The sequence below is a fragment of the Streptomyces sp. NPDC049970 genome (assembly GCF_040660235.1).
Classification (GTDB): Bacteria; Actinomycetota; Actinomycetes; order Streptomycetales; family Streptomycetaceae; genus Streptomyces.
Genome location: NZ_JBFALP010000001.1, coordinates 451,491 through 470,875, shown reverse-complemented (window position 1 = coordinate 470,875; position 19,385 = coordinate 451,491). Strand labels below are relative to the sequence as shown.

Here is a 19,385-nt window from a genome sequence, read left to right as displayed (position 1 = left end):
GGGCGGGCGCGCCCGGTGACGACTGCTCCGGGGCCCACAGCGCCCGGTGCGCGCATCCGCGCTGTGCGTGTCCCGTGGGGGCACTCCCGAGCACCAGGCCGGGCGCGGGGAGCAGTCGTCCATGGCGTGCGTCGTCACCGCGGATGAGGAGCACGGGCCGTCCCTGTCCTGCAAGCCGCTGCGGCGTCCTACAAACCGATGCGATCGCGCGCCCAGCTCATCAGGTTCGGATCAGCGAGGCTCTCCACCCACATATCGGCCTGCTCCGCACCAGGACCGTTGGGGCTCGGCCCGATTCCCAGGACTCGGAGTCCCGCGCGTCGGGCCGACTCCATGCCCGTGAGCGAGTCCTCGACCGCGAGCGCCTCCTCCGGCTGGACACCGCACAGCACGGCGGCTCTCCGGTAGACGTCGGGCTCGGGCTTCGGCCGAACATTCGCACCGGCGACCACCACATGGCCGAAGCATCCGAGCAGGCCGGCGCGGTCGAGGCAGGACTCCACCATCTCGCGCGGGCAGTTGCTCGCGACGGCGAGGGGGCGGTGCCGGGCCGCCAGCCGGACCAGCGTCGCCGCACCCGGCATGGTTACCGGGTCCTCGTCCACGAGTGCCGTGAAGTTCCTGAGGAGTGCGTCGGTCAGGTCGTCGACGAGGTCGGGCTTCCCGGTCTCCTCGGCCATGAGGGCACCGCACTCGGCGTAGTGGACGCCCTTCGCGCGTTCGGCGAACCCCGCCGGCGGCGTGAGGCCGAACGTACGGAAGGCGGTGTTGCGGGCCTCCTGCCAATGTCGCTCCGTGTCCATGATCGTGCCGTCGCAGTCGAACACGATGGCTGACGGGGACCAGGACAGAATGCGATGAGCTGTCATTTATCTGCCGTTTCAGTGATTGCGCCACCCGTTCGATACGCGGGTGCGGAGGGTGTGGAAGGGAGCGGCGCGGTCCGCCGGAAGCAATGGCTGACGTCCCGGGCCTTTCGGCCGCGCAAATCAGCGGATCGTCCTGCCGTGCAGGCGCCGCGCCGGACGCCTTCCGTTGTTTCCGGTCCATCCCGAAAACATCGTGACCGTTACGTTAATTTAGCCGCTCAGGATTCCGCAATCACCAATTCGAGTGCAAGAAGAGGGATCGCCGCAGCGACCTCCCAGGCCTGGGCCACAGATCCCCGATCGACATCGGGACCACCGGCATCCGAATTTCGGAACGCCCCCCACCTGCGCCTTCAAGCCGATCGGGTTACGAACCACCCAGGGCGCCACTTGTCCATCAGGAACGTTTCTGCTCACAGAAGAGACAGATTGCGCGATGCCACCGAACCAGGAGCGCGGTCGAAGAATAATAAAATCTTCGCGCGCTGCGACTACGCCGTCGACAGAAAGTGCCAACGAGCTGCGCGCAGCAGTAGAACATTTGATCCGAAGGAGAACGTAAGTGCAGGAGAGAGCGCGCGCGACCCGCAGGGTCCTACTGGAATCCGCCGCATTCCTCTTCCTCGAACGAGGCTATGTCGGCACAAGCGTCAACGACATAAGCCAGCACTCGGGGAGAACCAGTGGAGCAATCTATTTCCACTACTCCAGCAAGGAGAAACTGGCGCTCGCAGTCGTCCGGGAACAGTTCGCCACCTGGCCACAACTCGCCGTCCCCTATTCGGCTCCCGGGATCCCTCCGCTGGAGAAACTGGTGGCACTCAGCTTCGACGTCGCCCGAGCCCTCAGCGAGGACACCGTGGCGCGCGCGGGTGCACGGCTCTGGGCGGAACGGCGCAGCATCGACGCCGGCGTCCCCACGCCGTTCGACACCTGGGCACCGGCGGTGACGCGGCTCCTCGCGGAGGCCCGGGGCAGGGGTGAGCTCGCAGAGGGGATCGAGCCGTCGGGGACGGCCGTGACACTGGTGTGTGCCTTCTTCGGAGTGTGCTCACTGACCGACGAGGTGCCGGGCGGGCAGAGCTGGACCGAGCGGCTGGAACGATGGTGGCTGCTCGTACTCAACTCGCTTCAGGCGGAACCGGATCCGAGCACCCTCGTCGCCCGGGCGCGGATCAGGATTCCCGCGACGCGGGAGGGCCGGGTCCCGTCCCCTGTGGGCTGAGCCCGGCACGGTCCGCCCCGGGCGGGCGTCACGGGCATCACCCGGTCCCCTTCCCTGCCACTTCGAACAAGTACACCTCACCGTGGCCGCGCGGCCGATACCTGTCTCGTGGCACCGGGACTCGCGCGCTCACGTGGCGCTCCGCTCGCTCGCCTCCCGGAGATCGCGGTCCACCGCATGGTCGAACGCGGGATCCGGTGCGCCGTCCGTACTTCCCGGGCGCCCGGCGCGGAGGAGCTCGCGCCAGCGTTCCGGGCTCCAGTCCGCGGGGGCTGTGGTGCTCATGAAGTCCTCGACCAGGGCGCGGAAGCGGACGGGGTCGGAGTGGAAGGGGAAGTGGCCCGCGCCTTCGAAGATCTCCAGACGGCTCCCGGGCATCGCGGCGTGGGCGCCGTAGGCGTGGTGGACCGGGACGACGCTGTCCCGCGCTCCCCACAGCAGCAGTGTCGGCATGCCCTGGGTGAGATAGCACCGGTCGAGCATCGTGACGGCCTGACCCCGCCAGTCGACCACCGCACGCAGGGTGCTGATGAAGGCGCTGCGGGACGTCCCGTCGGGAAGGGCGTCCACGAGGTCGATCAGTTCGTCCGCGTCCTGGCCGAGGTCGGTGTCGAACAGCTTGATCAGCCGGGTGAAGAGCCCGACCTGGCGTCGCATGCCGGGCAGGCGCAGCGTCGACAGCAGCAGGTCGGCACCGGGCAGGGACACGGCCCGCAGGGCGGGGTTCACCTCCCGCCCGACTCCGCCGGCGCTGACCAGGATCAGGCGGTCGGTGCGCTCGGGGAACTGGTAGGCGAACTGCATGGCGACACCGCCGCCGAGCGAGTGGCCGACCAGGGTGGCGTGTTCGATGCCCAGGACACCCATCAGGTCCCGGATGCCGTTGGCGTAGGCGGCCACCGAGTAGTCGGCACGGGGCTTGTCCGAGGCGCCGTGCCCGAGGAGGTCCGGGGCGATCACGGTGTGCCGCCGGGCCAGTTCGGGGATCACGTCGACCCAGGTCGCGGAGGAGTCGCCGATGCCGTGGATGAGCAGGATGGCGGGCCCCTCGCCCGCGATCCGGTACGCACGGCGGTAGCCGTGGATGACGCGGTGGGAGAGCCCCACGCCGTGTTCGGCCTGTCGTCCGCGTGCTGGTGCGCCGGCCACGGCACCGCCTCCGTCTGCTGTTACGACGATTCCCGAGTGAGCGTAGGAAGTTCCCGCACCGGGCGGATTACCGGGACGTTTCAGCCGGCATCCGGGTGGGATCTCGGGGTGGCCGTCCGCTGTCCCGGCATTCGTGCCACGCGCGCTTCAACACCGGCCGCCGACGGGCCGCACGACGCGGGGAGTTGTCGACCGAGCGCACGACACACTTGTTCTCCAGGTGGTGGACGGAGCGGGCAGGGGATGGACGAACCATTCGATTGGATTCCATGCAGACCCAAACGCACTTGCAAGCACCAAGGCGGCAGAAATGCCGCACCACCACTCCTTCGGATGGTCTTGATGGCTCCTTTCGATCCGAGCCGCCTACACACAGAGCCGTCACAGTTGTGCCATACGATGCGCACACCTGTTCACATCCCTTCCGTTTGAGGATGCTCACGTCATGCTTCTCGGTGTCACGTCCCGGCCCCTGCGCCACATATCGATTGTCGTCGCCCTCCTCGCAGTCGGGGCGGTGGGCTGCGCCGACGCCATCGACAGCGCGAAGAGCGGCGCCAAGACCGCGCTGCGCCAGCGGTCCGTCTTCTCTCTCGACACGGGAGACTGCTACAACCCGAACAGGGAGGCGACCGCGAGCGAGGAGTTCGGCGTCGAGATCGTCCCGTGCGAGGAACCGCACAAGGGCCAGGTCGTCGGCGAGTTCTCGATCGACGGTAAGTCGGAGTACCCCGGTGACACCGGAGCGACGAAGATCGCCGAGAAGCGGTGCCCGATCGAGTCGCAGAAGTTCGTCTCCGACCCGTGGGCCGTGCCCGACGGCGTCGGGCTCTTCTACTACTACCCGACCAGCCGGAGCTGGGCGACGGGCGACCGGGAAGTGAGCTGCACCTACGCCAGGGACATGGGCACCTTCGACGGATCACTGAAGGACGACACCCTGAACGAAGACCAGGTCTCGTACCTGAAGGGTGCGAACGCCGTCTACGATGCGCTCTGGGCGAACCAGCCCGAGGCCGATCAGATCGAGGACGACCTGGCCGGTTACAAGAAGCAGGCCGAGGCCGTCGCCTCCGCGCTCGACGCCCATCTCAAGACGCTGAAGGGCATCCAGAAGCCCCAGACCGTCAAGCTCCGTGCGCGGCTGCAGGAGACGGCCGGCGCCTGGAAGGACGCTGCGGCAGCAGGCGACATGGACGCCTTCTACATCGCCTACGACCTGGCGTTCACCGGCATCGACCCGAACCGGACGGTCGCCGCGCGCAAGGAGCTGAAGCTCGCCACCACCGTGCCGGCCGACGACGCGGAGACCTGGGCGGGCTGACAGCTGGGCACGTACGGGCGGACGCCCCCGGGGCGGCGGACGCGGGGAGGGGTGCTGGGCGAACGCGCCGACGCACCCCGACCGCGTAGCCTCTCCTCCAGCCACCAGTCCCGCCGCACACCGAAGGACCGGCCCCTTGAGTCGCGAACCCGAGCCGTTCCAACTGATGTGCGGCGCGGCCGAATCACCTGCGCTGCTGCATGTCCCGCACTCGTCAAGAGCCCTGCCGGAGCACGTGCGCGACGGCATCTCACTCGGTGACGAGGCTCTGGAGACCGAGCTCGACCACATCACCGACTCCCACACCGCCGAACTGGCCGCCCGCGCCTCCGAGTCCTGCGCGGTGAGCCCGTGGCGCTTCGTCAACGGTCTGTCGCGGCTGGTCGTCGACCCCGAGCGGTTCCCGGACGACCGCGAGGAGATGCTCGCCGTCGGCATGGGCGCGGTCTACACGCACACCACCCACCAGGAGCGGCTCCGTCCGCCCGGGACGCGTCCGGAGCCGCTGCTCGACCGCTATTTCCACCCGTACGCGAGGGCGATGACCGCCGCGGTGGACGAACGGCTGGCCGCGACGGGGCGCGCGTTCGTCATCGACGTCCACTCCTACCCGACCACCGCGCTCCCCTACGAACTGCACGGCACGGGACCGCGCCCTCCGGTCTGTCTCGGCACCGACCCGTTCCACACCCCGCCCTGGCTCCTGGCCCGGGCGGAGGCGGCGTTCGCCGGATTCGGCGGTACCGGGCGCGACAGCCCGTTCCCCGGTACGTACGTGCCGCTGAAGCACTACGGGACGGACCGCCGGGTCGGTGCGCTGATGATCGAGATCCGCCGCGACCTGTACATGACCGAACCGGGCGGCCCCGCGGGGCCCGGACTCGGCGCACTGGCCGCGGCGCTGGCGGCGCTGGTGGACGGACTCGGTGTACGGGCGGCGGGCTGAGGGCTGTCCCGTGGTCCCCGGCGGTGCGCGGAACAGGTTCAGCGGGGCCGGGCGTAGGGCCGGGTCATGATCTCCATGTTGTGGCCGTCGGGGTCCTCGAAGTAGGCGCCCCGGCCGCCGAAGAGACGGTTGGTCCGGCCGGGTTCGGTGTGCCTGGGGTCGGCGTAGTAGGTCACGTCGAGCGCCTCCAGCCGCGCGAGCATATCGGCGAACTGGGCGTCGGGGACGAGGAACGCGTAGTGCTGTGCCTGCACCGGCTCGTCTCTCAACTCGCAGTAGTCGAGGGTCACACCGTTGCCGAGGTCGACGGGCAGGAACGGCCCGAACGGGGCGCCGACCTCCAGGCCGAGCACCGCGGCGATGAACTCGGCGGACAGGCCGCGGTCCCTGGCGTATACGGCGGTGTGGTTCAACTGGACCACCGTTGAGCCCTGTTCGGGGGCGTACGGGTCATGCTGCTGTGTGTGGGTCATACGGGTCATGTCTCCGTGTCGTGGGTTCCGCTGGGACGGGGCGCCGCACACGGGCGCCGGGCAGGGGAGTCACGACGGAACGGCGGGGCGCGGGCCCGCCGCGCGCTCACGCGGGGGCCGGGCGCTTCTCTCGTACATGGCCCATGGCCGACCCGGCAGTCACAGGCCTGATCGTAGCGGGTGCGGTGAAGGCCCGTCCTGTGGCGGGCGTCCGGCGCGTGCGGGACCTTGCCCCGCAGGGGCGCGCGAGGGGCGCACGGGAGGCTCACAAGGAGCGCCTCCGGAAAGCGGACCCATTCGGACCCGACTGCGAATATCCTTGTGTGGTACGTGAGTTCGAGTTTTCTCGACGGGACGTAGTTCGGTCGGCGGGGGGAGCTGGATGGCCGACGGCAGAGCGGGCAGATCAGAGCGTGACGTCGCCGTGCGCCGGCGCGTGGCCGAGACCCTCAGCAGGCAGCAGGGGCCACTCCGTCCGATTCCGGCCCTCATGCTGCTGGGCACCAGAGGAAGCGGCAAGACCGCACTCACCGGGCACCTGCGCCAGTGGGCGCAGCGTGTACCGCTGGCGAGCATCGACCTGGAGCCGGTCGGCGAGCGCGGCGGCACACCCATCGACGTACTCATCGAGATGGCGTTCCAGCTGAGCGCCCACCACGACGGCATTCCGCAACTGGGCTTCCCCGCACTGGGGTCGCTGCTCGCCGCCGTGGGCACCGCGGTCGACGCCCGCAGCCGGGAGCGTGCCGTCCGCGACATGGCGGAGGCGCTGCGGGCGGGGCGGGCCCGGGAGCATTCGTACGAGGAACTGCAGGGCATCGTCGACGGCGTGGCCCAGCTCGCGGGGCTGGGGCTGCCCGGCTGGAGTTCCGTGGTCATGCCCCTCGTCCAGGGCGGGATACGCCTGCGGCTCGGGCTGCGCCTGCGCAGGAGGTTCGCGGAGACGTCGTCGGCGGGGCCGGGGCGGGGTGCGACGGCCGACTTCCTCGTCGGCGTCAACCGGCTCTACCACGGCTATCCCGCGCAGCGGGCGGAAGCCGAACGGGTGCTGCTGGACTCGTTCCTGGCCGATCTGCGCGGTGCCTACGCCTCCGGCCGGGCCGACCGCAGGCGCACCACGCACTGTCTCGCGCTGCTGGACAACGCGGACTCCCCCGTCGGCGAGTCCTTCCTGACGCTCCTGCTCGAATCGCGCGAGCGCTCCGGCCGCCCGGACCCGCTGCTCGTCGTGACGACCGCGCGCAGGCGTCCGGAGACGCTCGTCCGCGCGGAGACCGGCAGCGGCCACCGTCCGGACTACCGCGAGAGCTGGCCGCAGCACTCGCTCTTCCGGCCGCTTTCGGCGGGGCCGCTGGTGGTGGCGGGCCAGTTGCGCGACCTCAGCCGGCGTGAGGTCGAGGCGCAGGCCGCCGCGACGCTGGACACGCTGCCCGCGGGCTCCGTCCTGCCGCACACGGACAACGCCGTGCAATGGCTCGGCTGGATCGTGTACGAGGTCACCCGGGGGCATCCCGCGGGAACCGCCGAGGTGCTCGACAACCTGCGGCGCATGCCCGCCGACATGCCGTGGGACGCGCGTGTCCACCAGTGCCTCGCGCCGCTGGACGGCAGCGTCCAGCCGGTTCCCGCACTGTCCGCGGGGCCTCGGCTGCTGGAGCTGCTGCTGCGTGACTGCTCCGCGCAGCTCGGCCGGCTGATGCCGCGCGCCGCCGCCGGGGTGACCCTGGGCCGGGCGGAGACCTGCGAATCCCTCTGGGAGGGGCAGGAGCCCGTGCTGCGGGAGTTCGTCGGCTACTGCGCGGACGACCTGCGGACCGTGCCGGAGCCGGACGAGGGCCTGCCCTCCCTGCACCGGCTCACCCGCTTCCTGCTCCTGCGGCGCCTCGACGGCGCGCCGGAGAACGGCGGACCCGGCTCGTGGGCGGGCGCGCACGGGGCGCTGCGTGCGGCGGCGGTGGCCAGGGGCGACCTGCGCGCCGTCGCTTACCACGACCTGGCGCTGGACGACCTCGGCTCCGCCGTCGGCTATCTGCGGGAACGCTTCGACGAGGTGGGCGCCGACGAGTGGTGCGCCGATCTGGCCTGGCTCCAGCGTGCGCCGTGCCGGTGGGCCGGGGCACTGCCGGAGGCGGCCCGCGACCGGTACGAGCGTCTCGTCGGTGTCGCCGGGGGTGACGCACCCCGGCGTGCCATCACCCGCCTGCTGGCGGCCGGCTGGATCACCCCCCACCCCCGCCCGGACGGGGCTGCCCAGCCGTACGGGGATCCGCTGGGCGATCCGTACGCGGAGCTGTATCCGGACATCGCCGAGGAGTTCCTGACGCTCCGTCGGCCGATCGGTGACGAGCACGACCGCCATGTGCTGCTGCGGATGGCCCAGCGCTACGAAAGGAAGCCGTGGTGGTGACCCTCGACGACGACACGTTCGTCCCTCCGCGTCCGCCGCGGCGGAAGGCACCGTGGATCGTGGCGGGTGCGGTCGTCCTGACCGCGGCGGTGTGGGGCGGTGTGGAGGCCTACCAGGCCTGGCAGCACAACAAGGTGGAGTGCGCGCCCGGCATCCAGAAGAAGGGCGCCCGCGAGGAGTGCATCGGCGTCAGTGACGGGTCCTTCGCCTTCGACCCGTCGCTGAAGGAGGTCATGGGCAAGATCGCAGCGGAGAACGAGCGCGTCGAGAAGTCGGGCAAGAGTTACGTCTCCGTGGCGTACATCGAGCCACTGACCACGGTCAAGGGCGAGGAGGAGGCCAAGTACGGGCTGCGCGGCGAACTGATGGGTGCCTATCTCGCCCAGCGTGAGCTCAACGACCCGGACCTCGGCGCGGGGCGCGGCGAACTGCCGCAGATCCGCCTGCTGGTCGGCAATCTCGGGCTGCGCTCGGAGCAGTGGCGCTCCCTCACCGACGATCTCGTGGCGCTGACGAAGGACGAGAACCACCTGGTCGCCGTCGCGGGCTTCGGCGCGAGCCGGGGCGGCACGCAGAACGCGGTCGACGCCCTGCGTGACGCGGGCATCCCCATGATGGGAGCGACGGTCACCGCCGACAGCCTGTCCGACGTGGCCCGCCCCGGCTTCTTCAGGACGTCGGCGCCCAACCGCGACCAGGCCGGTGGCGCGGTCAACTACCTTCGGGCGCAGCAGAAGAAGGACCCCGGTTTCAAGGTCGCCGTCATCCGCGACCGCAACGAGGACGACATCTACAACACCTCGATGTCCACCGCGTTCGCGACGGCCGCCGCCCGGCGCGGCCTGGAACTGGAAGGCGTACCGCTGGAGTTCCTCTCCGGGGTGGACGGTGTCTCCAACGCCTTCTCGTCCGTCGCCGACAAGGTGTGCGACCTGCGGCCCGACGCGGTGTTCTTCGCGGGCCGGGGTGTCGACATCCGCAACTTCATCTACTCCATGTCCGCGCCTGACCGCCGGTGCCCGGTCACCCTGATCACCGGGGACGACGCGGTCGGTGCCTACTACGGCTCGCTGGAGAGCGAGGCGCGGCGCGAGAAGTTCCGTACGGAGTGGACCGACAGCAGGGTCACGGTCCTGTACTCATCGCTCGCCCACCCCGCCCTGGCCGGCCGGCTCTACGCCGCGGCGAACAACCCGCTGCCCGACTTCCTGGCCCTGTACCGGACGGAGTTCGGCGGCGCCCCCGACGACACGATGCAGGTGTTGCAGGACGGCCAGGTCATCATGGGGCACGACGCGCTCTGGACGCTCGGAGTCGCGGTGCGCAACGCGGCGGGCCCGGACGGCAAGGGGCAGGTCAACACGGGCGCGACGCTCCAGATGCTGCTCCAGCTCAGCGGACGCGCCGCGGTGTCGGGGCTCAGCGGCCCCATCGCGTTCGCCCCGGACGGCAATCCGGACCACAAGCCCATGGCGCTGGTGCGGATGGAGCCGTCCGGGGTGTACACGTTCCGGGAGGTGCTGCGGCCGTAGGGGCCGACCCGTCGCAGGGCCGGGAGCCCGGACTGGCCGGTCACCGCTCAGGCGTCGCGCCCGGACTCGTCGGACCCTTCAGCTGTCGCGCGGTCGTCCGCTTCAGTCGTCGCGCCCGCCGTCGTCGGGAACGACGAACAGCTGGTCCTCGTAGCACCAGGCCCACGTGTCACCGGAGCGCAGCGAGCGAGCCAGCGGATGACCACCGGTCTCGGCGTGGGCGTAGGCGTGCTTCCCCGGCGAGCTGTCGCAGCATCCGGTGTGCCCGCACGTGAGGCAGCGCAGCAGGTTCACCCACCGGGCGCCCTCGGGACAGTCGTCGCAGGCCGCGACGCCCTCCCGAGGCGGCAGGTGCGCGTCCGCGTCCCCGTGGGTGCAGCGCCCGCCGCCCGGCAGGCCGGCGTCGGGAGCTGCCTTCCAACCGCCCATCGGCTCGCCTCCTGAGATCTGTCCGCCGGCCGAGGCCGCCGACGGTGGGGCACGATGCCCCGTGGAGCGTAGTGGCCAGGTTGTCCACGGTGGCGGACGACACGTCGCGGAGCCCCTGCCGGGTCCGCCGTCAGAAGAAGACCCCGCACCGCAGCAGCACGTTCGCGTAGGGGCGGGCCTCCCCCGTCCGCACCACCAGGCGGGCGGACGCGGTGAGCGCCTTCAGCCGCTCGTGCGGCACGTGTGCGAGCACCGGGAGCCGGGCGGCCAGGAGACGGGCAACCTCCGGGTTGGCGTCCGCCGTCTCCTCGGCGGCGGTGGCCCCCTCGACGACCAGTTCGGCCAGCAGGCCGTCCAGTACCTCGGCGAACGGCGGGACACCCGCGCGGAAGGCCAGGTCGACGACCCGGGGGCCGGCCGGGACGGGCATCCCGACGTCGCAGACCAGTACGCCGTCGCCGTGGCCGAGTTCGGCCAGTGCTCCGGCGAGATGGCGGTTGAGGATGCCTGACTTCTTCACGGTGCCGGGACCTCTTCCGCGGTCGGGAAGGACGCCTGCGCGCCCTCCCTGGTGACGGCCGCCGCGCCGACCCGTACGGCGAAGGCGGCGGCCTCGGTGAGTTCCTCGCCCAGGCCCAGGCGCCAGGCCAGTGCGGCCGTGAACGCGTCGCCCGCACCCGTGGTGTCCACGGCGCGGACCTCGGGGCTCGGTACGCGTACGGCCTCGCCGGTGCGGGTGTCGGAGACCAGCGCCCCTCCCGCGCCCAGGGTGATCACGACCGAACGTGGCCCGAGCGCGGTGAGGTCGCGCGCCCAGGACTCCGGGGTGACGCCGGCCCCGTCCCCGAGGATGAACCGCGCCTCGTGCTCGTTGACGACCAGCGGGTCGCAGGCCGCCAGCACCTCGTCGGGAAGCGGCGCGGGCGGGGACGGGTTGAGCACCAGCCTCGTGTCCGGGCCGAGGGCGCGCGCCGTCTCGGCGACGGTGTCGAGCGGGATCTCCAGCTGTACGGAGACGACGCTCGCCGCCTCGAACAGGGAAGCCGACGCCCTGATGTCCTCGGGCGTCAGCCGGGCGTTGGCACCCGGGGAGACGACGATGCTGTTGTCTCCCGAGGGGTCGACGGTGATCAGGGCGACGCCGGTGGGCGCCCCTCCGACGAGGAGTCCGCCGGTGTCGACACCGGCCTCCCGCTGCGACGCGCGCAGCAGCCGCCCGTGGGCGTCGTCGCCGACCCGGGCCAGCAGAGCCGTACGGGCTCCGAGGCGGGCGGCGGCGACCGCCTGGTTGGCGCCCTTGCCGCCGGGGTGGACGACGAGGTCGGAGCCGAGCACCGTCTCCCCGGGGCCCGGCCGGCGGTCGACGCCGATGACCAGATCGGCGTTGGCCGAGCCGACGACCAGGAGGTCGTACCGCCGTCCGGGGGCGGCGGGGGTGGTGGTCGCCGTGGCCGCCGCGTGGTCGTGCTCGTACATCTGGATCGTGCCTTCCGTGCTCAGGAGAAGTCGGCGACGTTCTGCCGGGTGACGACCTTGACCGGCACCTTGACCATGCTGTCGACCTTCTTGCCGTCGGCGGCCCGGATCGCGTTCCGTACGGCGATCTTCCCGAGCTCCTTGGGCTGCTGGGCCACGGACGCGTACAGCGTGCCCGCTCCGACCGCCTTGAGCCCGTCCGGCGTCCCGTCGAAGCCGACGACCGAGACGGACCTGCCGGCCTTGCTGCCCAGCGCCTTGGCCGCGCCGAGTGCCATCTCGTCGTTCTCCGCGAAGACTCCGGTGATCCCCGGATGGGACTGGAGCACGTTCGTCATGACGTCCAGGCCCTTGGTGCGGTCGAAGTCGGCCGGCTGGGTGGCCACGATCCTGATGCCGGGGTACGCCTTGATGCCCTGGGCGAATCCCGCGCCGCGCTCACGGCTGGCGGAGGTGCCCGCCGTGCCCTGGAGGACGGCGATGCTGCCCTTGCCGCCGAGCCGGTCGGCCAGCGTCTTCGCGGCGAGCTTGCCGCCGGCCACGTTGTCGGAGGCGACGAGCGTCGCGGTCCGCGCCTTGTTGACGCCTCGGTCGGCGGCGACCACCGGGATGCCGGCCTTGTCGGCGCTGCGGACGACCGGTCCCACCGCGTCGGAGTCCACCGGGTTGACGATGACGGAGTCCACGCCGGAACCGGTGAAGTTCTCCAGCTGGTTGGCCTGCTGCGAGGCGTCGTTCTGGGCGTCGGTGACGGTCAGATCCACCCCGGCCGAGTCGGCCTCCTCCTGCGCGCCCTCCTTCATCTGCACGAAGAAGGGGTTGTTCAGGGTGGAGAGCGACATGCCCACCTTCGTGGTGCTGCCGGAGGACCCGGAGTTGAAGAACGTCACCGCGGCGATCACAGCCGCCACACAGACCACCGCGATACCGAGCCGCAGCGGCTTCCCGCGCCCCGGCCCCGACGACCCGGGTGCGGCGGACGAACCGGCCGCCGACGCCGCGCCGGATCCTGCCTTGCGGCGCAGGGTGTCGAGCAGCACCGCCAGGGCGATGACGACACCGATGACGACCTGCTGCCAGAAGGCGGACACGGAAAGGAGGTTGAGGCCGTTGCGCAGGACGGCGAGGATCAGCGCGCCGATCAGGGTGCCGGAGGCCTTGCCGACGCCGCCCGCGAGGCTGGCACCGCCGATGACGACTGCGGCGATCGCGTCGAGTTCGTAACCCTGAGCGGCCTGCGGCTGCGCCGAGACCAGGCGGGAGGCGAGGACGATGCCCGCGACGGCGGCGAAGAGGCCGGACAGCGCGTAGATGGCCAGCTTCTGCTTCTTGACCCGCAGCCCGGAGAGCCGGGCCGCCTCCTCGTTGCCGCCGATGGCGTACATGGAGCGGCCGATGTAGGTCCGGCCCAGGACGAGCGCCGTGACCAGGCCCATCGCGATCATCACGAGGACCGGCACGGGCAGCCAGCCGCCCAGCGTGTCACCGAGGACGGAGACGGACTCGGGGAAGGCGATGGGGCTGCCCTGGGAGATGACCAGGGACAGACCGCGGGCGATCGAGAGCATGGCCAGTGTCGCGATGAACGAGGGCAGTCTGCCGTAGGCGACGAGTGCCCCGCTGACGAAGCCGCAGGCGATGCCGGTGGCGACGGCGAGGATGACGGCCAGCCAGACGGGGACGCCCGCCGACGTCGCGGACCAGGCGAGGACGGTCGCGGAGAGCGCGGCGACCGAGCCGACGGAGAGGTCGATGCCGGCGGACACGATGACGAAGGTGACGCCGAAGGCGAGGATCGCGGTGACCGCCGCCTGGACCCCGACGTTCAGCAGGTTCTGGGTGGTGAGGAAGTCGCCGGAGAGCAGCGACATCGCCACCAGGAGGACGACCAGCGCGCTGAGGGCGCCGTTGTCGAGCAGGAGGCGGCGGAGGGTGTGTCCGGCGCCGCCCGCGCCCGTCTTGCTCGGATGCGTGTCAGTGGCCACGGGGGCTCTCCTCTGCGTGCTCTGCGTGCTCGGTGGGTGTTATGGGGGCGGCGCTGACGGCGAGTGCCATCACGGCGTCCTGGGTGGCCTCGTGCGCGGGGAGTTCCCCGGCGACACGGCCCTGGGCCATGACGAGCACGCGGTCGCTCATGCCGAGGACCTCGGGCAGGTCGCTGGAGATCATCAGGACGGCGTGCCCGGAGGCCGTCAGCTCGTTGATCAGCTGGTAGATCTCGACCTTGGCCCCGACGTCGATCCCCCGCGTCGGCTCGTCGAGGATCAGCACCCGGGTGTCGGCCAGGAGCCACTTGCCGATGACGACCTTCTGCTGGTTGCCGCCGGACAGTGTGCGGACGTGCTGTCCGAGGCCCGCCATCCGTACGCCGAGCTGCTCGGCGATGCGGGCAGCGGCGGTGCGCTGTCCCTTGATGTCGACGAATCCGGAACGGCTCGCCGAGCGCAGGGTGACCAGGCCGAGGTTCTCCTGCACGGAGGCGTCCAGCACCAGGCCCTGGCCCTTGCGGTCCTCGGGTACGAGACCGATCCCGGCCCCCATGGCTGCCGTCACGTCGTGCTTGGCGAGCCGCTCACCGCGTACGTCGACGGAGCCGGCGTCGTAGGGATCGGCGCCGAACACGGCGCGGGCGACCTCGGTGCGGCCCGCCCCGACGAGCCCGGCGAGCCCGACGACCTCACCGGCCCGTACCTCGAAGGTGACGTCGTGGAACACGCCGTCACGGGTGAGCCCGCGCACGGAGAGCAACGGCTCCCCGGTTTCCGGGCGTTCGCGTGGGTACTGCTGCTCGATGCTTCGGCCGACCATCAGCCGGACGAGTTCCGCCTCCGGTGTGGACGCGGGGACCTGGTCGACACTCCGGCCGTCGCGCAGGACGGTGACGCGGTCACCGAGGGCTGCGATCTCGTCCAGGTGGTGGGTGATGAAGACGACGCCGACACCGTCCGCACGCAGCTGCCGGACGATCCCGAAGAGCCTGTCGACCTCCTCGGAGGTCAGGACGGCGGTGGGCTCGTCCATGATCAGGACGCGGGCGTCCAGACTGAGCGCCTTGGCGATCTCGACCATCTGGAGCCGGGCGATGCCCAGTTCACGGATTCTGACCCGAGGGGAGACGTGCAGTCCGACGCGGCGCAGAAGCACCTCGGCGTCGGCCTCCATCCGCCGGCGGTCGATCATGCCGAAGCGGCGCGGCTGACGGCCCAGGAAGATGTTCTCGGCGACCGTCAGATCGGGCACCAGGTTGAACTCCTGGTAGATCGTGGCGATCCCGAGCTTCTCCGCGTCCTGCGCGCCGTGGATCCGCACCTCCTGGCCGGCGGCGAACACCCGGCCGCTGTCCGGGCGGTAGGCGCCGGAGAGCATCTTGATGAGGGTGCTCTTGCCCGCACCGTTCTCACCGAGCAGGACGTGCACTTCACCGCTGCGGAGGTCGAAGTCGACACCGTCCAGGGCGACTACGCCGGGGAAGGTCTTGCGTACGCCTTCGATGCGCAGCAACTCGACCGATTCACTCACTCGTTGCTCCCGGGGCTCGAGGTGCGCTCGCCGCAGGAGCTGCGTACGACGAGGCGGGCGGGCAGGGTGACGGACTGCGGGGGGCGGCCCTCGACGATGTCGACCAGGGCGCGTACGGCGGCGCGGCCGAGTTCGCCCGTGGGCTGGGCGATCGCGGTGATCGGCGGGCCGGTGTGGACGAACCAGGGGATGTCGTCGAAGGCCGCGATCCCGATGTCCTCGGGGACACGCAGGCCGTGTGCGCGGATGGCGTCCAGGGCGCCGAGTGCCATGAGGTTGTCGGCGGCGAAGACGATCTCGGGCGGCTCGTGGAGCGACAGGAAGTGCTCGGTGGCCCGCCGGCCGCTGTCGGCCTGGAAGTCGCCCTGCCCGATGTAGGTGTCGGGCAGGGCGAGTCCGTGGGCGCTCATCGCTTCGCGGAAGGCCTCGACGCGTTCGTCCCCCGTGGTGGTGGCCGCCGGGCCGGCGATGATGGCGAGCCTTCGGTGACCGAGTGCGTACAGGTGGGCGACCAGGTCCTGGATGGCCCGGTGACCGTCCGCCCGCACGACGGGGACGTCCACCCCCGGCATCCAGCGGTCGACGAAGACCATCGGGGTGCCGGTGCGCGCGACGTCCCGCAGCAGAGGCGAGTCACCGTCCGCCGGGGAGACCAGGAGCCCGTCGATCCTGCGGTCCAGGAGCGTACGGACGTGGTGGTCCTGCTGCTCCGGCCGCTCGTCGGCGTTGCCGATGATCACGCTGTAGCCGAGCGCGCGGGCCTCCTCCTCGACGGAGCGGGCCAGCGCGGTGAAGTACGGATTGAGCACGTCGCTGATGACGAGGCCGAGCGTGCGCGTCTGGTCGGTGCGCAGCGAGCGGGCCACGGCGTTGGGCCGGTAGCCGAGGGCGTCGACGGCGGCGAGGACGCGTCCGCGTGCGTCCGGGCTGACGGATGGATGGCTGTTGAGGACTCGGGAGACCGTGGCGACAGAGACTCCCGCCTGGGCCGCGACATCCTTGATGCTCGCCATTTCCGGACCACCTCCTTGTGGTTTCCGTGAGCCTCGAAACCAGCGGAACGAGCCGTGGAATCGATTACATGGATGATTGGAATCGATTACATGGCTGAAAACAAGTACCTGGAGGTAGGACGAGACCGGATCGTGACGCAGGAGGCGGGGTGACGGGACGGCACGTCACCCGGACACGAAAAAGGACCCCAGGTCGACTGGGGTCCTCACTGGTGTCCGAGGGGGGACTTGAACCCCCACGCCCGATAAAGGGCACTAGCACCTCAAGCTAGCGCGTCTGCCATTCCGCCACCCGGACAAGGTGTCTGCCGTTCACGGTGAGTTCCCCGTGGCGACAGAGAAAACAATACCAGGGGTTCGGGGCGCCTCTCACCTGCGTTTTAGGTGGTCAGTGCGGGTGCGCGAGCACCCGGACCGACGGGGCTCGGCCGAGCGCACTTTCCGTGGCGTGCCATGTACGCGCAGTCGCGTCGGGCTACCTTCGCGGGCATGACTGCGACGAGCGGCCCGAGCGGTGGCAGGAGCGGCCCGAGCGCCGGCGGCAGGCACGTCCTTCGGCAGCCCCACGCGCTGGCCTCGCTGCGCGAGCGGCTGCGCGACACCTTCTGGTTCGCGCCGGCCGCCGGGCTGCTCGCCGCCTTCGCCCTCTGGTGGGGCCTCGCCGAGCTGGACACCGGCATCGTCACGCATCTGAAGGATGAGCAGGCGTACGACGAGATCGGGGACCTCCTCACCTTCGCCGTGGACGCGCGGACGATCGTGACCACCGTCAGTGCGGCGATGATGACCTTCATCGGTGTCGTCTTCAGCATCTCGCTGGTGGCGGTGCAGATGGCGAGCGGGCAGCTCACTCCGCGCGTGGTGCGGATCTTCGTACGCAGCAGGATCAGCAAGCTCACACTGACGGTGTTCCTGGCGACGTTCGCGTTCTCGCTGCTGGTCCTGACCTCGTACGAGGGCGGGCCGGACCCGGATCCCCGGCGGGTGACGTCGGTGCCGCTCCTGCAGAGCCTGCTGACCCTGGGGCTGGTCGGCCTCAGCCTGCTGCTGTTCGTCGCCTACGTCTCCTCCATGCTGCGGCTGATGCGGGTCGGTCCCGTCCTGGACCACATCGCCCGCGAGTCGCTGCGTGCGCTGGCGAGCCACTCCGGGGGGCCCGTCGAGACGCTGCCGCTGGAGCCCGCCACCGCGCGGCTCGTGCACCGGGAGGCGGCGGGCGTACTGCGGGAGGTGGGCGTGGCCCGGCTGGTGCGGGCCGCGGGTCGGCACGGGACCGTACTGCGGCTGCTGCCCCGCACCGGGGACTTCGTGGTGCCGGGCACGCCCGTGCTGACCGTGCACGGCGGGACGGCCCCGTCGGCGCTCCCTGAGGCGCACCCTGTCCGTCGGGGTCGAGCGGACCCTGTACCAGGACCCGGCCTTCGGCCTGCGGCAGTTGTCGGACATCGCGCTGCGCGCCCTGTCGCCCTCGGTGCACGATCCGACCACGGCGGTGCAGTGCCTGGACCGGATCGTGCAGTTCCTCTCGATGGCCGTACACCTGCCCTTGGGCGCGCTGCACCACCGGGACCGGCGGGGCGACGTACGGCTCGTCCAGGAGGTGCCGGGCTGGACCGATCTGGTGGATCTCGCGTTCGAGGAGATCCGCTGGAGCGCGGCCGGGAGCCCGCAGGTCACCCGGCGGCTGCTGGCCGCGCTCGACGATCTGCTGCTGCTGGCGTGCGAGGAGCGGAGGGAGCCGCTCCGAAGGCACCGTGCGCTCCTGGTGGAGGCGGTGGGGCGGACGGTGCCCGAGGCCGCCGACCGGGCGTTCGCACTGCGTCCCGACCGCCAGGGCATCGGCTGACGGCACAGGTGGCCGGCTTCGTACGCACGACAGCGGTACGGGACCCGGATCGGGCGCCCGTACCGCTGCGCGTGGCTCAGTCCCCGCAGCGGCTCTCGCGGAGCGAGTGCAGGTGCTCGCTGGACTTGCGGGCGAAGGCGAGCGAATCGACCGGGTTGTCGTGCTCGGTCTGCCAGTGGTGGTAGGTACGGCCACGGTGGGTGCGTGCGGTGACCCGGCTCAGGAAGTTCTTGTAGTCGATGTCGCCGTCGCCCACGTCGGTCATGTCGTAGCCGTCGCGGGCACTGTCGTTGCGCGTGCCGTCCTTGACGTGGAAGAGCGGGTAGCGGTCGGGCTGCCGGAGTACGTAGTCGATGGGGTTGAAGGGCGCCGGTGTGCCGTCCACCCGCTTGCCGAAGCGGAACTGGGCGCAGAAGGCCCAGTAGATGTCCATCTCGAGGTAGACCAGGTCGGGGTCGGTCTCGGCGAGCAGGACGTCGTAGAGCCGGACGTCCGGCTTGTCGGTGGCGAAGGAGAACTCCTCCGCGTGGTTGTGCTGGTAGAACTTCATGCCGCGCTTGCGGGCGGCGGCGCCGTAGGTGTTGAACTCCTCGGCGGCGCGCTTCCAGCCGTCCACGGTGGAGCCGTAGCGGAAGGGACCGGATGCGGTGCCAATGTGCTTGAGGCCGAGGGCCTCGGCCTCGTCGAGGACCTTGGTGAGGTTCTGGGCGAAGGTGTAGGCGCCGGGGTTGTTGTCGTCGTAGTAGCCGACGTGGCTGCCGATGGGGTTCAGCCCGTGGTCCCTGGCCAGCTTCCTGAGCTGGGCGAGGGTGATGGCGCCGGCCGAGCCCTGGGTGTAGCCGGCGAACTCGATCTCGTCGTAACCGTACTTCTCGAGCTCGGAGAAGACGGGCGCGAAGCCGAGGGTGGAGACCTTGTCGCGGAGGCTGTAGAGCTGGATGCCGAGGCGGCCGGGGGGCAGGACGGCGCGGCCCTTGCCGTGGCCGTGTCCGTTTCCGTGGCCGTTTCCGTGACCGCCGTTCGGGCTCACGGCCTGGGCGGCGGCACCGCTGAGGAGTGTCGCTGCGGCGGTTCCGGCGGCGACGCCGAGGACGTTGCGGCGGCTGAGTCTGCTCGCGAGCTCGGGGTCCTTCGGAGTGCGGCTCATGATCACGTATCTCCTTGTGGATGTGCGGGC

General features: G+C 70.8%; 15 protein-coding genes, 1 tRNA gene and 1 pseudogene. 6 read left to right on the top strand and 11 right to left on the bottom strand.

The window, feature by feature from the left end:
- Positions 1-188: 188 nt before the first annotated feature.
- Entirely contained in the window at positions 189-869 is a 681-nt protein-coding gene (locus tag AB0I83_RS02005; protein ID WP_363303235.1) for an HAD family phosphatase, read from the bottom strand.
- Between the two features lie 562 nt (positions 870-1,431).
- Between AB0I83_RS02005 and AB0I83_RS02000 the strand changes: the two genes are divergently transcribed.
- A complete protein-coding gene (locus AB0I83_RS02000) occupies positions 1,432-2,094 on the top strand; it encodes a ScbR family autoregulator-binding transcription factor (RefSeq protein ID WP_356530454.1) in 663 nt (220 codons plus the stop codon).
- A gap of 129 nt (positions 2,095-2,223) precedes the next feature.
- Here the strand turns inward: AB0I83_RS02000 and AB0I83_RS01995 are convergent, their stop codons facing one another.
- Entirely contained in the window at positions 2,224-3,243 is a 1,020-nt protein-coding gene (locus AB0I83_RS01995) for an alpha/beta hydrolase (protein WP_356839826.1), read from the bottom strand.
- 445 nt (positions 3,244-3,688) lie between these two features.
- On the opposite strand from AB0I83_RS01995, the gene AB0I83_RS01990 reads away from it, so the two are divergent.
- Both AB0I83_RS01990 and AB0I83_RS01985 read left to right on the top strand, forming a co-directional pair.
- Positions 3,689-4,567 (top strand): septum formation family protein, encoded by an 879-nt coding sequence (locus AB0I83_RS01990; RefSeq protein ID WP_363303234.1) that lies wholly within the window; start codon positions 3,689-3,691, stop codon positions 4,565-4,567.
- 136 nt (positions 4,568-4,703) lie between these two features.
- A complete protein-coding gene (locus AB0I83_RS01985; protein WP_363303233.1) occupies positions 4,704-5,513 on the top strand; it encodes an N-formylglutamate amidohydrolase in 810 nt (269 codons plus the stop codon).
- 38 nt (positions 5,514-5,551) lie between these two features.
- Here AB0I83_RS01985 and AB0I83_RS01980 read toward each other — a convergent pair whose 3' ends face one another.
- The gene (locus tag AB0I83_RS01980) at positions 5,552-5,986 is read right to left on the bottom strand and encodes a VOC family protein (protein WP_363303232.1); all 435 of its coding nucleotides are present in this window, start codon (positions 5,984-5,986) and stop codon (positions 5,552-5,554) included.
- Between the two features lie 382 nt (positions 5,987-6,368).
- Between AB0I83_RS01980 and AB0I83_RS01975 the strand changes: the two genes are divergently transcribed.
- Both AB0I83_RS01975 and AB0I83_RS01970 read left to right on the top strand, forming a co-directional pair.
- Complete coding sequence (locus tag AB0I83_RS01975; RefSeq protein ID WP_363303231.1) at positions 6,369-8,393, top strand: ATP-binding protein; 2,025 nt, start codon at positions 6,369-6,371, stop codon at positions 8,391-8,393.
- Complete coding sequence (locus AB0I83_RS01970; RefSeq protein WP_363303230.1) at positions 8,390-9,925, top strand: ABC transporter substrate-binding protein; 1,536 nt, start codon at positions 8,390-8,392, stop codon at positions 9,923-9,925. Before AB0I83_RS01975 ends, AB0I83_RS01970 begins: the two co-directional genes overlap by 4 nt.
- A gap of 102 nt (positions 9,926-10,027) precedes the next feature.
- On the opposite strand, the gene AB0I83_RS01965 is transcribed toward AB0I83_RS01970, so the two are convergent.
- The 7 genes from AB0I83_RS01965 to AB0I83_RS01935 form a co-directional block, all read right to left on the bottom strand.
- On the bottom strand, positions 10,028-10,354 hold the full coding sequence (locus AB0I83_RS01965) for a UBP-type zinc finger domain-containing protein (protein ID WP_363303229.1): 327 nt from the start codon (positions 10,352-10,354) through the stop codon (positions 10,028-10,030).
- 130 nt (positions 10,355-10,484) lie between these two features.
- The gene (gene rbsD, locus AB0I83_RS01960) at positions 10,485-10,874 is read right to left on the bottom strand and encodes a D-ribose pyranase (RefSeq protein ID WP_356530469.1); all 390 of its coding nucleotides are present in this window, start codon (positions 10,872-10,874) and stop codon (positions 10,485-10,487) included.
- Complete coding sequence (locus AB0I83_RS01955) at positions 10,871-11,830, bottom strand: ribokinase (RefSeq protein WP_363303228.1); 960 nt, start codon at positions 11,828-11,830, stop codon at positions 10,871-10,873. The genes rbsD and AB0I83_RS01955 overlap by 4 nt, the downstream gene beginning before the upstream one ends.
- Positions 11,831-11,850: 20 nt before the next feature.
- On the bottom strand, positions 11,851-13,815 hold the full coding sequence (locus AB0I83_RS01950; RefSeq protein WP_356530473.1) for a substrate-binding domain-containing protein: 1,965 nt from the start codon (positions 13,813-13,815) through the stop codon (positions 11,851-11,853).
- Positions 13,805-15,349, bottom strand: a complete 1,545-nt coding sequence (locus AB0I83_RS01945) for a sugar ABC transporter ATP-binding protein (protein WP_363303227.1) — start codon at positions 15,347-15,349, stop codon at positions 13,805-13,807. The genes AB0I83_RS01950 and AB0I83_RS01945 overlap by 11 nt, the downstream gene beginning before the upstream one ends.
- Entirely contained in the window at positions 15,346-16,362 is a 1,017-nt protein-coding gene (locus tag AB0I83_RS01940; protein WP_363303226.1) for a LacI family DNA-binding transcriptional regulator, read from the bottom strand. Before AB0I83_RS01940 ends, AB0I83_RS01945 begins: the two co-directional genes overlap by 4 nt.
- Positions 16,363-16,572: 210 nt before the next feature.
- Positions 16,573-16,660, bottom strand: a tRNA-Leu gene (locus AB0I83_RS01935).
- A 191-nt stretch (positions 16,661-16,851) separates the two neighbouring features.
- Between AB0I83_RS01935 and AB0I83_RS01930 the strand changes: the two are divergent.
- Positions 16,852-18,208: pseudogene (locus AB0I83_RS01930) on the top strand (DUF2254 domain-containing protein).
- A gap of 76 nt (positions 18,209-18,284) precedes the next feature.
- Here the strand turns inward: AB0I83_RS01930 and AB0I83_RS01925 are convergent.
- On the bottom strand, positions 18,285-19,355 hold the full coding sequence (locus AB0I83_RS01925; protein ID WP_363303225.1) for a sugar phosphate isomerase/epimerase: 1,071 nt from the start codon (positions 19,353-19,355) through the stop codon (positions 18,285-18,287).
- Between the last annotated feature and the right edge of the window lie 30 nt (positions 19,356-19,385).